This window comes from Micromonospora sp. NRRL B-16802 (genome assembly GCF_001279555.1).
Classification (GTDB): Bacteria; Actinomycetota; Actinomycetes; order Mycobacteriales; family Micromonosporaceae; genus Micromonospora; species Micromonospora profundi.
Genome location: NZ_LGEB01000053.1, coordinates 64714 through 79445 on the forward strand (window position 1 = coordinate 64714; position 14732 = coordinate 79445).

Annotated in this window: 8 protein-coding genes; all 8 read right to left on the reverse strand. The window is 67.8% G+C overall.

Annotation, left to right across the window (positions count from 1 at the left end; translation table 11 throughout):
• Positions 1 to 301: 301 nt before the first annotated feature.
• The 8 genes from tuf to ADK66_RS10665 all read right to left on the reverse strand — a co-directional run bounded on the left by tuf (position 302) and on the right by ADK66_RS10665 (position 14420).
• Positions 302 to 1495, reverse strand: coding sequence for an elongation factor Tu (tuf, locus tag ADK66_RS10630; protein ID WP_053653950.1), 1194 nt, complete (start codon positions 1493 to 1495; stop codon positions 302 to 304).
• Positions 1496 to 1707: 212 nt separating this feature from the next.
• The gene (gene fusA, locus ADK66_RS10635) at positions 1708 to 3804 is read right to left on the reverse strand and encodes an elongation factor G (RefSeq protein ID WP_053653953.1); all 2097 of its coding nucleotides are present in this window, start codon (positions 3802 to 3804) and stop codon (positions 1708 to 1710) included.
• Positions 3805 to 3879: 75 nt separating this feature from the next.
• Positions 3880 to 4350 (reverse strand): 30S ribosomal protein S7, encoded by a 471-nt coding sequence (gene rpsG / locus ADK66_RS10640; protein ID WP_007465317.1) that lies wholly within the window; start codon positions 4348 to 4350, stop codon positions 3880 to 3882.
• A gap of 1 nt (position 4351) precedes the next feature.
• The gene (rpsL, locus tag ADK66_RS10645) at positions 4352 to 4726 is read right to left on the reverse strand and encodes a 30S ribosomal protein S12 (protein WP_014440718.1); all 375 of its coding nucleotides are present in this window, start codon (positions 4724 to 4726) and stop codon (positions 4352 to 4354) included.
• 530 nt (positions 4727 to 5256) lie between these two features.
• Positions 5257 to 5637, reverse strand: coding sequence for a phage holin family protein (locus ADK66_RS10650; RefSeq protein WP_053653955.1), 381 nt, complete (start codon positions 5635 to 5637; stop codon positions 5257 to 5259).
• 875 nt (positions 5638 to 6512) lie between these two features.
• Positions 6513 to 6881, reverse strand: coding sequence for a hypothetical protein (locus tag ADK66_RS10655; RefSeq protein WP_053653957.1), 369 nt, complete (start codon positions 6879 to 6881; stop codon positions 6513 to 6515).
• A 92-nt stretch (positions 6882 to 6973) separates the two neighbouring features.
• Positions 6974 to 10867, reverse strand: a complete 3894-nt coding sequence (locus ADK66_RS10660) for a DNA-directed RNA polymerase subunit beta' (RefSeq protein ID WP_053653958.1) — start codon at positions 10865 to 10867, stop codon at positions 6974 to 6976.
• Positions 10868 to 10988: 121 nt separating this feature from the next.
• Entirely contained in the window at positions 10989 to 14420 is a 3432-nt protein-coding gene (locus ADK66_RS10665) for a DNA-directed RNA polymerase subunit beta (protein ID WP_053653960.1), read from the reverse strand.
• Positions 14421 to 14732 lie beyond the last annotated feature (312 nt).

Sequence of the window (14732 nt, forward strand, 5' to 3'; positions counted from 1 at the left end):
CCGGCTGGCACAGGCCCACTTCGCCGACCCCCGCGGTCGGGCGTGTCGCGCCCTCGGGCCGGGCTCCGCCCCGTGGTTCCGGAGTGGTGCTGACCGCGCGGTGGGTCAAGGCGCCGATCGCATTACCGCGACCTGAACGCCGTGCGAGGGTGGTTGGCGACTGGGCCGCCAACCACCCCACGCTCGACTGTCTCGCCACCCGGAGGTTCAGCGAAGGCCGAACACAGGCGACGAACTGTCGTTACGCAACCTGACTAGTATGCCGCACGACCGGCGGCGGGTCTAATCGGGGTTACCTAGTTCACTTCATGATCTTGGTGACGAACCCGGCGCCGACGGTGCGGCCACCCTCGCGGATCGCGAACTTGAGGTTCTCCTCCATGGCGATGGGCTGGATCAGCTTCACCGACATGGTGGTGTTGTCACCCGGCATGACCATCTCGGTGCCCTCGGGGAGGGTGACGACACCGGTGACGTCCGTGGTCCGGAAGTAGAACTGCGGACGGTAGTTCTGGAAGAACGGGGTGTGCCGGCCGCCCTCCTCCTTGGAGAGGATGTAGACCGTCGCCTCGAACTCCGTGTGCGGGGTCGTGGTGCCCGGCTTGATGACCACCATGCCGCGCTCGACGTCCTCGCGCTTGGTGCCACGCAGCAGGAGACCGACGTTCTCGCCTGCGCGCGCGTCGTCCAGGGTCTTCCGGAACATCTCGATCGCGGTGACCTTGGTCTTGAAGCCCTTCTCGCGGATGCCGACAACCTCGACGTCCTCGTTCGGGAGCAGCACGCCGCGCTCGACACGACCGGTGACGACCGTGCCACGACCGGTGATCGTGAACACGTCCTCGACGGGCATGAGGAACGGCTTCTCAGTCTCGCGCTCCGGCTGCGGAATCGCGGTGTCGACTGCGGTCATCAGCTCGAGCAGCTTCTCGGTCCAGACCGGGTCGCCCTCGAGCGCCTTCAGCGCGGAGACCTGGACGACCGGAAGGTCGTCACCCGGGTACTCCTGCGAGGAGAGCAGCTCGCGCACCTCGAGCTCGACGAGCTCCAGGAGCTCCTCGTCATCGACCATGTCGCTCTTGTTGAGCGCCACGACGATGTACGGCACGCCAACCTGACGGGCCAGCAGCACGTGCTCGCGGGTCTGCGGCATCGGGCCGTCGGTCGCCGCGACCACCAGGATCGCGCCGTCCATCTGCGCGGCACCGGTGATCATGTTCTTGATGTAGTCCGCGTGGCCGGGGCAGTCGACGTGCGCGTAGTGCCGCGCCTCGGTCTGGTACTCGACGTGCGCGATCGAGATCGTGATACCGCGGGCCTTCTCCTCCGGCGCCTTGTCGATCTCGTCGAACGGCGTGTAGGGGTTCAGGTCGGGGTACTGGTCGTGCAGGACCTTCGTGATGGCCGCCGTCAGCGTCGTCTTACCGTGGTCGATGTGACCAATGGTGCCGATGTTGACGTGCGGCTTAGTCCGCTCGAACTTCGCCTTCGCCACTGGTGTCCTCCTGTGGACTTCTTGGTTCGTACGCCCGGCGCGCCGGTCGGCGCTTAGGACTCTGTCGACAGCCTTTCCGGCCTGGCGGCCGGAGAGCTTTTGTGGGTTCTGCGGCGATGAAGCCTACAGGCCCGGTCTCACGCGATCCGATCGTGGTGGCCGCGGGCGGGTGAACCACCCGCGACCGACCACGAATCACCTGCTCGGGGAAGTTACTCGCCCGTTGCCTTGGCGATGATCTCCTTCGCGACGCTCTGCGGAACCTCGGCGTAGGAGTCGAACTGCATGCTGTAGCTAGCCCGGCCCTGGGTCTTCGACCGCAGGTCGCCGACGTAGCCGAACATCTCCGACAACGGCACCAGAGCCTTCACGATGCGGGCGCCGCTGCGCTCCTCCATCGCCTGGATGATGCCCCGGCGGGAGTTGAGGTCGCCGATGACGTCACCCATGTTCTCCTCAGGAGTGGTGACCTCAACGGCCATCATCGGCTCAAGGAGTGCGGGGTCGGCCTTGCGGGCCGCCTCCTTCATCACCATCGAGCCGGCGATCTTGAATGCCATTTCCGAGGAGTCGACCTCGTGGTACTGGCCGTCCAGCAGCGTCAGCTTCACACCGACGAGCGGGAAGCCCGCCAGGATGCCGTACTGCATGGCGTCCTGAGCACCGGCATCGACCGACGGGATGAACTCCCGCGGGATGCGACCACCGGTGACGGCGTTTGCGAACTCGTAGGTCGGCGAGTCGTTGTCAAGCGGCAGCGGCTCGACGCTCACGATCACGCGGGCGTACTGGCCGGAACCACCGGTCTGCTTCTTGTGGGTGTACTCGATCTTGTCCACCTTGCGGCGGATCGTCTCGCGGTACGCCACCTGCGGCTTACCGATGTTCGCCTCGACGTTGAACTCGCGGCGCATCCGGTCGACCAGGATGTCCAGGTGCAGCTCGCCCATGCCGGCGATGACCGTCTGACCGGTCTCCTCGTCCAGCTTGACGCGGAAGGTCGGGTCCTCCTCAGCGAGCCGCTGGATGGCGGTGCTGAGCTTCTCCTGGTCGGCCTTGGTCTTCGGCTCGATGGCGACCTCGATGACCGGCTCCGGGAACGTCATCGACTCCAGGATGACCGGGTTCGCCGGGTCGCACAGCGTGTCACCGGTGGTGGTCTGCTTGAGACCCTGCACCGCGATGATGTCGCCAGCGTGGGCCGAGCCGCGCTCTTCCCGCTTGTTGGCGTGCATCTGGTAGATCTTGCCGATGCGCTCCTTGCGGTCCTTGGTGGAGTTGACCACCTGGGTGCCGGTCTCGACCACGCCCGAGTAGATCCGGACGTAGGTGAGCTTGCCAAGGTGCTTGTCGGTCTGGATCTTGAAGGCCAGGCCGGAGAACGGCTCCTTGGTGGAGGGCTGGCGCTGCAACGGCGTCTCGCCGTCGGTCGCCGTGCCCTCGATCGCCGGGATGTCCAGCGGCGACGGCAGGTACGCCACGACGGCGTCCAGCATCGGCTGGATGCCCTTGTTCTTGAAGGCGGTGCCCGTGAGGACCGGGTTGGCCTTGCCACCGATGGTCGCGCGGCGGATGGCGGCCCGGATCTCGTCGGTGGAGATCTCCTCGCCTTCGAGGTACTTCTCCATCACCGCGTCGTCGACGTCGGCGAGGGTCTCCATCAGCTTCTCGCGCCACTCAGCGGCCGAGTCGGCGAGGTCGGCCGGGATGTCCTCGACCGCGTAGTCCTCACCCTTCTGGGTCTCGCCGCGCCAGGTCAGGGCGCGCATCTCGACCAGGTCGACGACACCGATGAAGTCGGCCTCGGCACCGATCGGGATCTGCAGCACCAGCGGGGTGGCGTTCAGCCGGTCGATCATCATCTGCACGCAGCGGAAGAAGTCGGCACCGGTCCGGTCGAGCTTGTTGACGAAGCACATCCGGGGGACGTCGTACTTGTCCGCCTGCCGCCAGACGTTCTCCGTCTGCGGCTCGACACCGGCCACGCCGTCGTACACCGCGACCGCACCGTCCAGCACCCGCAGCGACCGCTCCACCTCGACCGTGAAGTCGACGTGGCCGGGCGTGTCGATGATCTGGATCGTGTGGCCCTTCCACTCGCACTTCGTGGCGGCGGAAGTGATCGTGATACCGCGCTCCTGCTCCTGCTCCATCCAGTCCATGACGGCAGCGCCCTCGTGGACTTCACCGATCTTGTAGGTGATGCCGGTGTAGAACAGGATTCGCTCGGTGGTAGTGGTCTTACCGGCATCGATGTGCGCCATGATGCCGATATTGCGTACGTTGGCGAGCGCGTCTGCGGCGGCCACTTCAATCCCTACTTATCGTCGTCTCGACTCAACTGGTGGCGGTTCCGGCGTCCGTGGGACGCCGGAACCAGGGTGTTACCAGCGGTAGTGCGCGAAGGCCTTGTTCGACTCGGCCATCTTGTGCGTGTCCTCGCGCCGCTTGACGGCGGCACCGAGGCCGTTGCTCGCGTCCAGCAGCTCGTTCATCAGCCGCTCGACCATGGTCTTCTCGCGGCGGGCGCGGGAGTACGTCACCAGCCAGCGCAGACCCAGGGTGGTCGCCCGGGTCGGACGAACCTCGACCGGAACCTGGTAGGTGGCGCCACCGACACGACGGCTGCGCACCTCGAGGGTCGGCTTGACGTTGTCCATCGCCCGCTTGAGGGTGACGACCGGGTCGGTGCCGGACTTCTCGCGGCAGCCCTCGAGGGCCGCGTACACGATCGATTCGGCGAGCTGGCGCTTGCCGCGCAGCAGGATCTTGTTTACCAGCTGGGTGACCAGCGGCGAGTTGTACACCGGGTCAGCGACCAGCGGCCGCCGCGGAGCGGGTCCTTTACGCGGCATGTCAGCTCTTCTCCTTCTTCGCGCCGTAACGGCTGCGCGCCTGCTTGCGGTTGCGGACACCCTGGGTGTCCAGCGAGCCGCGGACGATCTTGTAACGCACGCCGGGGAGGTCCTTCACCCGGCCGCCGCGAACGAGCACGATCGAGTGCTCCTGCAGGTTGTGACCGACGCCCGGGATGTAGGCGGTCACCTCGATCTGGCTGCTGAGCTTCACACGAGCGACCTTGCGCAGCGCTGAGTTCGGCTTCTTGGGGGTGGTGGTGTACACGCGGGTGCACACGCCGCGCCGCTGAGGGGAACCCTTCAGCGCCGGGGTCTTGGTCTTGCTCGTCTTAGCCTGGCGGCCCTTTCGGACCAGCTGCTGGATCGTGGGCACCGGGTTTCTCCGCTCCCTTCGGCCGCGCTGTCGCGGCCGCGCCGTCTGCTCGTTAGCCGGCCTGATGACCGGCTCTCCTACATTCCGACCAGGGCCGCCTTGCGGAGGCCCCGGTACCCGCGGTCGGGCGTGTCGCCCCACTCACGGTCCCGGTGCGGACGCTTTCGCGGCGTACCGGGGTTTGTCACCGGCACGCGGGTCGCCCCGCCCCGGATCTCTGGCTTGTCGTGCCGCCGCCCGGACTATCAGATCCAGCGCACGCACGAGTTGCCCGGGCACGCCCGGGCACAAGGGGAAAGAGTACCTACCACAGCCGCCCAGGTCAAAACGGAATGGCCCGGCGAACGTCTCACGCTCGCCGGCCGGATCTCGTCCTGCCTCGTCGCCCGCGAAGGGCACCTACGAATACAAGTGTACCGGCTTGCCCGCCGCACCACCCGTCGCCCCCGGACCAGGCACCGCAGACCTGGTCCGAGAGCTGCGACGAAGCTCGCGTCGGTGACCGTCCTCACGTGGCCCGGTCGCCGCCCTCACGCGAAGGTGAGCAGCAGCGCCAGACCCAGTCCGAGGAGGCTGAGCAGCGCCCCCACAGCCCCGCAGCTGATCCCGGCCACCGCCAGCCCTCGGCCGGTGAACCGCACCGCAGGTGGCTCGGTCGGCCGCCGGATCTGGCGCTGGCCGAGCAGGCCGGCGACGATCGCCGCCACCCCCGCCAGCACCCCGACCACTGTGAACGCACCGGACGCCCAGGCCCCGCCGTCGTTGACGAACGCCACCCCGAAGCAGAGCACCAGCAGCGAGATCAGGATCGACGCGATCCCCGCGACGAGCGCGCCGATGGCCAGCCCGGAGGTGACCGGCGGCACGTCCAGGTGCACCACACCGAACGGCGTGCCGGACACCGCCTCCACCCGCTTCGGCGGCCGGCGCTGATCATCACTGGGCGGCGGCACCGGCCGAGCGGGCGCCATCCCCCACCCCGGCCCACCCGACTGCGGCTGCCCCCACCCCTGCGGCCCACCAGAGCCCGGAGCTTGCGCCCACCCCTGCGGCGCACCGGGCCCGGACGGCGGCGACCAACCCTGCGGCCCACCAGGCCCAGGCTGCGCCCAACCTTGCGGCTCACCGGATGCCGGCGCCTGCGCCCACCCCTGCGGCCCACCAGGCCCGGACTGCGGCTGCGCCCAACCTTGCGGCGCGCCGGATGCCGGCGGCTGCGCCCACCCTTGTGGCGCACCTGGCTCGGACGACGGCGGACCCCACCCCGGCCGTGTCGAGGCACCGGAACCCGGGTCGGGTTGGCCGGAGCCGGGGGCCGTAGCCCAGCCGGCGGGAGGGGCACCCCAACCTGGCGCGGGCGCACCCCAACCGGACACCGGCGCCGAACGGGGCGCGTCGCCCCAAACCGAAGGCGGCGACGAGAGAGGCGGCTCGCCCCACCCGGACGGTGGTGACGAACGTGGCGCATCGCCCCAGGCGGGCGGGGACGACTCGTTCCCGGCCGACGCGCGGTCGGGTGAGGGCGCCGGCGACGTACCCGAATCGGGAGAGGCCGCGGAGGCGCCTGGCTGGTCGGCCGGGTCGGGTCGTGCCCAGCCACTCGGCTCGGACGGGGCCGGGCCGGAGGCCGGCGCGCCAGGATGCCCGGCCGGCTCGTCCGCCGGGGGCCGCGCCGGTTCCGTCACGAGGTCCTCCTGTCGACAGGGCCACCACCGCCGCACGGCGGACACCGGCCAGGCTACCGGCCGGGCGCGACGCCGCCCGCGCCGACGCGATCGCGGCCGAATCAGTCCATGTTCGCCGGGTAGTCATGGCCGAACGGCATGTCCGCCAACCGGACCACGCCGATCACCACGGCGGCGACCACGCTGACCGCGACCAGCACCAGGCCGATCCACGCCATCCGCTCTCCGCGCCGCAACCAGGCGCCACCGGTGAGGAAACCCCCCGAGGAGTACGCCTCCCGGCGAGCCTGCCGCGCCAACTGGAGTGCCACCGTCGCCGGCACCACCCCGCCGATGAACAGGCCGGTGAGCATGCCGAGCAGCCCCAACGCGAATACCGCCCGTGCCTTCGTGGCGCGGGCCGGATCGGGATCCAGCGGGTGGCGCACGCCCTGAAACGCGACGGGCACCTGCCCGGGTGCTGTCGTCATGCCTCCATCATGCCGAACCCCGCCCGTGGCCGGGGCGGTCCGGACACGACGAGGCCCCCGGCAGGTGCCGGGGGCCTCGTCGGTACGGGTGCTTAGCGGTACGACCCGAAGTCGAAGTCGTCCAGCGGCACAGCCTGCCCGCTGGCCGGCCCGAACCCGTAGTCAGTCTCCGGGTAACCGGTCATCGAGTAGACCTTCGCCTTGGCCTCCTCGGTCGGCTCCACCCGGACGTTGCGGTACTTGCTGATGCCCGTACCGGCCGGGATGAGCTTACCGATGATCACGTTCTCCTTGAGGCCGACCAGCGAGTCGCTGCGCGAGTTGATCGCAGCGTCGGTCAGCACCCGGGTGGTCTCCTGGAAGGAGGCCGCGGAGAGCCAGGAGTCGGTGGCCAGCGATGCCTTGGTGATACCCATCAGCACCGGACGGCCGGCGGCGGGCTCGCCACCCTCCGACACGAGCCGGCGGTTCTCCGACTCGAACAGCGCCCGGTCGACAAGCACACCCGGCAGGAACTCCGTCGAGCCGGAGTCGATGACCGTCACCCGCTTGAGCATCTGGCGAATGATGATCTCGATGTGCTTGTCGTGGATGAGCACGCCCTGCGAGCGGTAGACCTCCTGGACCTCACTGGTCAGGTGGACCTGGACCGCCCGCGGACCCATGATCCGCAGAAGCTCGTGCGGGTCGATGGTGCCTTCGGTGAGCTTCTCGCCGACCGCGACGTGACCACCGTCGTGGGTACGCAGACGCACCCGCTTGGAGATCTTGTCGTAGACGATCTCCTCGCTGCCGTCGTCCGGCACCACGATGATCTTCCGCGAGCGCTCGCCGTCCTCGATGCGGATCCGGCCGGGGGTGTCGGCGATGGGCGCCTTACCCTTCGGGACCCGGGCCTCGAAGATTTCCTGGACACGCGGCAGACCCTGGGTGATGTCCTCACCCGCGACGCCACCGGTGTGGAAGGTACGCATCGTCAGCTGCGTACCGGGCTCACCGATCGACTGGGCGGCGATGATGCCGACCGCCTCGCCGACGTCCACGCTCTTGCCCGTCGGCAGCGACCGCCCGTAGCAGGCACCGCAGACACCCAGCTTCGACTCGCAGGTGAGAACGCTGCGCACCCGGACCGTCTCCACGCCAGCGGCGACGATCTTGTCGACGCCGATGGAGTTGATGTCCTGACCCCGCTCGGCGACGACGGTGCCGTCCGGCCCCTTGATGTCGTCGGCCAGGGTACGGGCGTGCACGCTGGTCTCGGCGTGCTCGTGCACGACAAGCCGGCCGTCCTCCAGGCGCTCGCCGATCTGCATCGGGATCGCCCGGTCGGTGCCGCAGTCCTCCTCGCGGATGATCACGTCCTGGGAGACGTCCACCAGACGACGGGTCAGGTAACCCGAGTCGGCGGTCCGCAGCGCGGTGTCGGCGAGACCCTTACGGGCACCGTGCGTGGAGATGAAGTACTCCAGCACGGACAGACCCTCCCGGTAGCTGGCCTTGATCGGCCGCGGGATGATCTCGCCCTTGGGGTTGGCCACCAGACCACGGATCGCCGCGATCTGCCGGAGCTGGAGCAGGTTACCGCGGGCACCCGAGTTGATCATCTTCCACAGTGGGTTCTCCTGCGGCAGCGCGGTGTCCATCTCCTTGGCGACCTCGTTGGTCGCCTTGGTCCAGATCTCGATGAGCTCGCCGCGACGTTCCTCGGCGGTCATCAGACCACGCTGGTACTGCTTGTCGATCCGGTCGGCTTCCTTCTCGTACTTCGCCAGGATCTCCGCCTTGCGCGGCGGAGCGATGACGTCCTCCATGCCGATCGTCACGCCGGACCAGGTGGCCCAGTGGAAACCGGCCTCCTTGAGCCCGTCCAGAGTGGCCGCGAGGGCCACCTTGGGGAAGCGCTCGGCGAGGTCGTTGACGATCGCGGAGAGCTGACCCTTGCGGATCTCGTAGTTCACGAAGCGGTAGCCCTGCGGCAGCGTCTCGTTGAACAGCACCCGGCCCAGCGTGGTCTCCACGGTCAGCGGGTCACCCTCGACCCAGCCCTCCGGGGCGGTCCACGGCTCGGCACCGGCGCCGTTGTCGACCTCGGTCACGCCACGCAGGCGGATCTTCACGAGCGCCTGCAGGTGCAACTCGCGGTTGTCGAATGCCATCCGCGCCTCGGCGTCCGAACTGAACGACCGGCCCTCACCCACCTTCTCACCGGCGGTGCGGTGGGTGAGGTGGTAGAGACCGATGACCATGTCCTGGGTGGGCATGGTGACCGGCTTGCCGTCGGCCGGCTTGAGGATGTTGTTCGACGACAGCATCAGGATCCGTGCCTCGGCCTGGGCCTCGGCGGACAGCGGCACGTGCACCGCCATCTGGTCACCGTCGAAGTCCGCGTTGAACGCGGTGCAGACCAGCGGGTGGATCTGGATGGCCTTGCCCTCGACCAGCTGCGGCTCGAAGGCCTGGATGCCCAGACGGTGCAGGGTCGGCGCCCGGTTGAGCAGCACGGGGTGCTCGCCGATGACCTCTTCCAGCACGTCCCACACGACCGGGCGCTGACGCTCGACCATCCGCTTGGCGGACTTGATGTTCTGCGCGTGGTTGAGGTCGACCAGCCGCTTCATGACGAACGGCTTGAACAGCTCCAGCGCCATCTGCTTGGGCAGACCGCACTGGTGCAGCTTGAGCTTCGGGCCGACGACGATGACCGAACGGCCGGAGTAGTCGACGCGCTTGCCCAGCAGGTTCTGGCGGAACCGGCCCTGCTTGCCCTTGAGCATGTCGGACAGCGACTTGAGGGGACGGTTACCCGGACCGGTGACCGGCCGACCGCGACGGCCGTTGTCGAACAGCGCGTCGACGGCCTCCTGGAGCATCCGCTTCTCGTTGTTGACGATGATCTCGGGCGCGCCGAGGTCGATCAGTCGCTTGAGGCGGTTGTTCCGGTTGATCACGCGGCGGTACAGGTCGTTCAGGTCCGAGGTCGCGAAGCGGCCACCGTCGAGCTGCACCATCGGGCGCAGGTCCGGCGGGATGACCGGGACGCAGTCCAGCACCATGCCGAGCGGCGAGTTGCGGGTGTTCAGGAACGCCGCCACGACCTTGAGCCGCTTGAGCGCCCGGATCTTCCGCTGGCCCTTGCCGGAGCGGATGGTCTCGCGCAGGCTCTCGGCCTCGGCGTCGAGGTCCATGTTCTGGACCAGCGCCTTGATCGCCTCGGCGCCCATCGAGCCGGTGAAGTACTCACCGAAACGGTCGCGCAGCTCGCGGTAGAGCAGCTCGTCGGTGACCAGCTGCTTCGGCTCCAGCTTGCGGAAGGTGTCCAGGACCTCGTCCAGGCGGTCGATCTCGCGCTGGGCCCGGTCGCGGATCTGGCGCATCTCGCGCTCTCCGCCCTCCTTGACCTTGCGCCGGACGTCCGCCTTGGCACCCTCGGCCTCCAGCTCGGCCAGGTCGGCCTCGAGCTTGGCGGCCCGCTTCTCGATCTCCGAGTCGCGGCTGTTCTCGGACTGCCGCTTCTCGGCGAGGATCTCGTTCTCGATGGTCGAGAGGTCACGGTGACGCGACTCGGCGTCAACGCTCGTCACGACGTACGAGGCGAAGTAGATGATCTTTTCGAGATCCTTGGGGGCGAGGTCCAGCAGGTAACCCAGCCGGCTCGGCACGCCCTTGAAGTACCAGATGTGGGTCACCGGAGCGGCGAGCTCGATGTGCCCCATCCGCTCACGACGGACCTTGGAGCGGGTCACCTCGACGCCGCAGCGCTCACAGATGATGCCCTTGAACCGGACGCGCTTGTACTTACCGCAGTAGCACTCCCAGTCCCGCTGCGGACCGAAGATCTTCTCGCAGAAGAGCCCGTCCTTTTCCGGCTTCAGGGTGCGGTAGTTGATGGTCTCAGGCTTCTTGACCTCGCCGTGCGACCACTGACGGATGTCGTCGGCGGTGGCGAGACCAATGCGCAGCTCGTCGAAGAAGTTGACGTCGAGCACTATGTCCCCTATGTCGTCGTCTTTACAGCTAGATCATGGGCGAGGTTGGGGGCCGTCCGACCTGCGTCGGGATCAAGCTTGACCGCCCAGAGCGGGTCGGTCGGCCCCCAACCCTCACCACTTACACCTCTTCGACCGAGCTCGGCTCGCGCCGGGACAGGTCGATGCCCAGCTCCTCGGCGGCCCGGAACACCTCGTCGTCGGTCTCGCGCATCTCCAGGGCCACACCGTCGCTGGACAGCACCTCAACGTTGAGGCACAGCGACTGCAGCTCCTTGAGCAGCACCTTGAACGACTCCGGGATGCCCGGCTCCGGGATGTTCTCGCCCTTGACGATGGCCTCGTAGACCTTCACCCGGCCGAGAACGTCGTCGGACTTGATCGTGAGCAACTCCTGCAGGGCATAGGCAGCGCCGTACGCCTGCATCGCCCAGCACTCCATCTCACCGAAACGCTGACCACCGAACTGCGCCTTACCACCCAGCGGCTGCTGCGTGATCATCGAGTACGGGCCGGTCGACCGAGCGTGGATCTTGTCGTCGACCAGGTGGTTGAGCTTCAGGATGTAGATGTAGCCAACCGCGATCGGGTCCGGCAGCGGCTCACCGGAGCGGCCGTCGTACAGCTGCGCCTTGCCACTGGAACCGATCAGCTGGTTGCCGTCACGGTTGGGCAGCGTCGACGCCAGCAGGCCCGAGATCTCGGCCTCGCGGGCACCGTCGAAGACCGGGGTGGCCACATTCGTGTCACCCTCGGACTCGTGCGCGTCGATCGAGCGCAGCTGCCGCTTCCACTCCGTGTCGTCGCCCTCGACCTTCCAACCGGTCTTGGCCACCCAGCCGAGGTGCGTCTCCAGCACCTGGCCGATGTTCATCCGGCTCGGCACACCCAGCGGGTTGAGCACGATGTCGACGGGGGTGCCGTCCTCCAGGAACGGCATGTCCTCGATCGGCAGGATCTTCGAGATGACGCCCTTGTTGCCGTGGCGGCCGGCGAGCTTGTCGCCGTCCTGGATCTTGCGCTTCTGGGCGACGTAGACCCGGACCAGCTCGTTGACACCCGGCGGCAACTCGTCGCCGTCCTCGCGGGAGAACGTGCGCACACCGATGACCGTGCCGGTCTCGCCGTGCGGCACCTTCAGCGAGGTGTCCCGAACCTCACGCGCCTTCTCACCGAAGATCGCGCGGAGCAGCCGCTCCTCCGGGGTCAGCTCGGTCTCGCCCTTGGGCGTGACCTTGCCGACCAGGATGTCGCCGGGGACTACCTCGGCGCCGATCCGGATGATGCCGCGCTCGTCGAGGTCGGCGAGCATTTCCTCGCTGACGTTCGGGATGTCGCGGGTGATCTCCTCCGGGCCGAGCTTGGTGTCCCGGGCGTCGACCTCGTGCTCCTCGATGTGGATCGAGGTGAGCACGTCCTGCTGCACGAGGCGCTGCGACAGGATGATCGCGTCCTCGTAGTTGTGGCCCTCCCAGCACATGAACGCCACGAGCAGGTTGCGCCCGAGCGCCATCTCGCCTTCGTCGGTGCACGGCCCGTCGGCGATGACCTGACCGGCCTCGACGCGGTCGCCCTCGAAGACCACCGGCTTCTGGTTGACGCAGGAGCCGGCGTTGGAGCGGCGGAACTTGTGCAGCAGGTACGTCCGGCGGTGGCCGTCGTCCTGGTGGATGGTGACGTAGTCGGCGCAGAGATCCTCGATCACACCGCCGACCTCGGCGACCACCACGTCGCCAGCGTCGACCGCGGCCCGGTACTCCATGCCCGTACCCACGAGCGGCGCCTCGGCCTTGACCAGCGGCACAGCCTGGCGCTGCATGTTCGCGCCCATCAGTGCCCGGTTGGCGTCGTCGTGCTCGAGGAACGGGATCATGGCGGTCGCCACGGAGGTCATCTGCCGGGGCGAGACGTCCATGTAGTCGACGGCGCTGGGGACGACGTCCTCGGTCTCGCCGCCCTTACGGCGACACAGGACCCGGTCCTCGGCGAACGTGCCGTCGGCCTTCAGCGGCGCGTTGGCCTGGGCCTTGACGAACCGGTCCTCCTCGTCCGCGGTCAGGTAGTCGATCTGGTCGGTGACCCGACCGTCGACGACCTTCCGGTACGGCGTCTCGATGAAGCCGAACGGGTTGACCCGGGCGAAGGTGGACAGCGCGCCGATCAGGCCGATGTTCGGGCCTTCCGGCGTCTCGATCGGGCACATCCGGCCATAGTGGGACGGGTGCACGTCGCGGACCTCGAAGCCGGCCCGCTCCCGGGACAGACCACCCGGGCCGAGCGCGCTCAGCCGGCGCCGGTGGGTCAGGCCCGCCAGCGGGTTGGTCTGGTCCATGAACTGGGACAGCTGCGACGTCCCGAAGAACTCCTTGATCGCCGCCACCACCGGGCGGATGTTGATCAGGGTCTGCGGGGTGATCGCCTCGACGTCCTGCGTGGTCATCCGCTCACGGACGACCCGCTCCATCCGGGACAGGCCGACCCGAACCTGGTTCTGGATCAGCTCGCCCACGGTCCGCAGACGACGGTTGCCGAAGTGGTCGATGTCGTCGGCCTCGTAGCCGTCCTCGCCGGCGTGCAGCCGGCACAGGTACTCCACGGTGGCGACGATGTCGTCCTCGGTCAGCGTGCCGGTGGTGATCGGCACGTCGACTTCGAGCTTCTTGTTGAACTTGTAGCGCCCGACCTTGGCGACGTCGTACCTCTTCGGGTTGAAGAAGAGGTTGTCGAGCAGGGTCTGGGCGTTCTCGCGCGTCGGCGGCTCGCCAGGGCGCAGCTTGCGGTAGATGTCTAGCAGGGCCTCATCCTGGCCGGCGATGTGGTCCTTCTCGAGCGTGGTCATCATCAGCTCGGACCAGCCGAACCGCTCACGGATCCGCTCGGCCGACCATCCGATGGCCTTGAGCAGGACGGTGACGGCCTGCCGGCGCTTACGGTCGATACGTACGCCGACCGTGTCGCGCTTGTCGATGTCGAACTCCAGCCAGGCACCCCGACTCGGGATGACCTTGACGCTGGAGAGGTCACGGTCGGAGGTCTTGTCCGGCTGCTTGTCGAAGTACACGCCCGGGGACCGGACGAGCTGGCTGACGACGACGCGCTCGGTGCCGTTGATGACGAAGGTGCCCTTGGGCGTCATCATCGGGAAGTCACCCATGAACACCGTCTGGCTCTTGATCTCGCCGGTGGTGTTGTTGGTGAACTCCGCGGTCACGAACAGCGGAGCGCAGTAGGTCAGGTCCTTCTCCTTGCACTCCTCGATCGAGGCCTTGACCTCGTCGAAGCGCGGCGCTGAGAAGGACAGCGACATGGTGCCGGAGAAGTCCTCAATGGGACTGATCTCTTCAAGGATCTCCGCGAGACCCGAGCGTGCGTGCGGGTCGTCCGCCGACCGGCCCTGCCAACCCTCGTTGCCGACGAGCCAGTCGAAGGACTCGTTCTGAATGGCGAGGAGGTTGGGGACCTCGAGGTGTTCGGTGATCCTGCCGAATGAAACTCGGCGGGGAGCGAATGCGCTCGACGTACGACTGGTCTTCGCAGGGCGGGAAGCTGCCAAGATGCGTCCTTCCGAGGACCGGTGCTGCAGAACGGCTGGTACGCGTGCACTCCAATGACCCCACCAGAAATATCCATAACCGGACATTTCCGAGCAGGGGTCTAGTCGGAAGGCAGCGCAAACTAGCAGTGTAGCCGAGAGGCTAACCGCTGTCCAGCCCAACCCGCAGGTCGTTGCGGAACGCGCCCTGGCCCCCGGAAAACCGGGGCTGCCGGGCCGCTCGGAACGCAACGTTCCCGTCGGGCCGCTCGGGATGTTGCTGCGGCGATGGTGCCGCCGCTGACATACCCACATCGTGGCCGTCGCAAGCGC

Excerpts from the sequence above, each read along its gene's own strand:
- rpsG (WP_007465317.1), bottom strand. The coding sequence starts at position 4,350 with ATGCCGCGTAAAGGACCCGCTCCGCGGCGGCCGCTGGTCGCTGACCCG.
- ADK66_RS10655 (WP_053653957.1), bottom strand. The coding sequence starts at position 6,881 with ATGACGACAGCACCCGGGCAGGTGCCCGTCGCGTTTCAGGGCGTGCGC.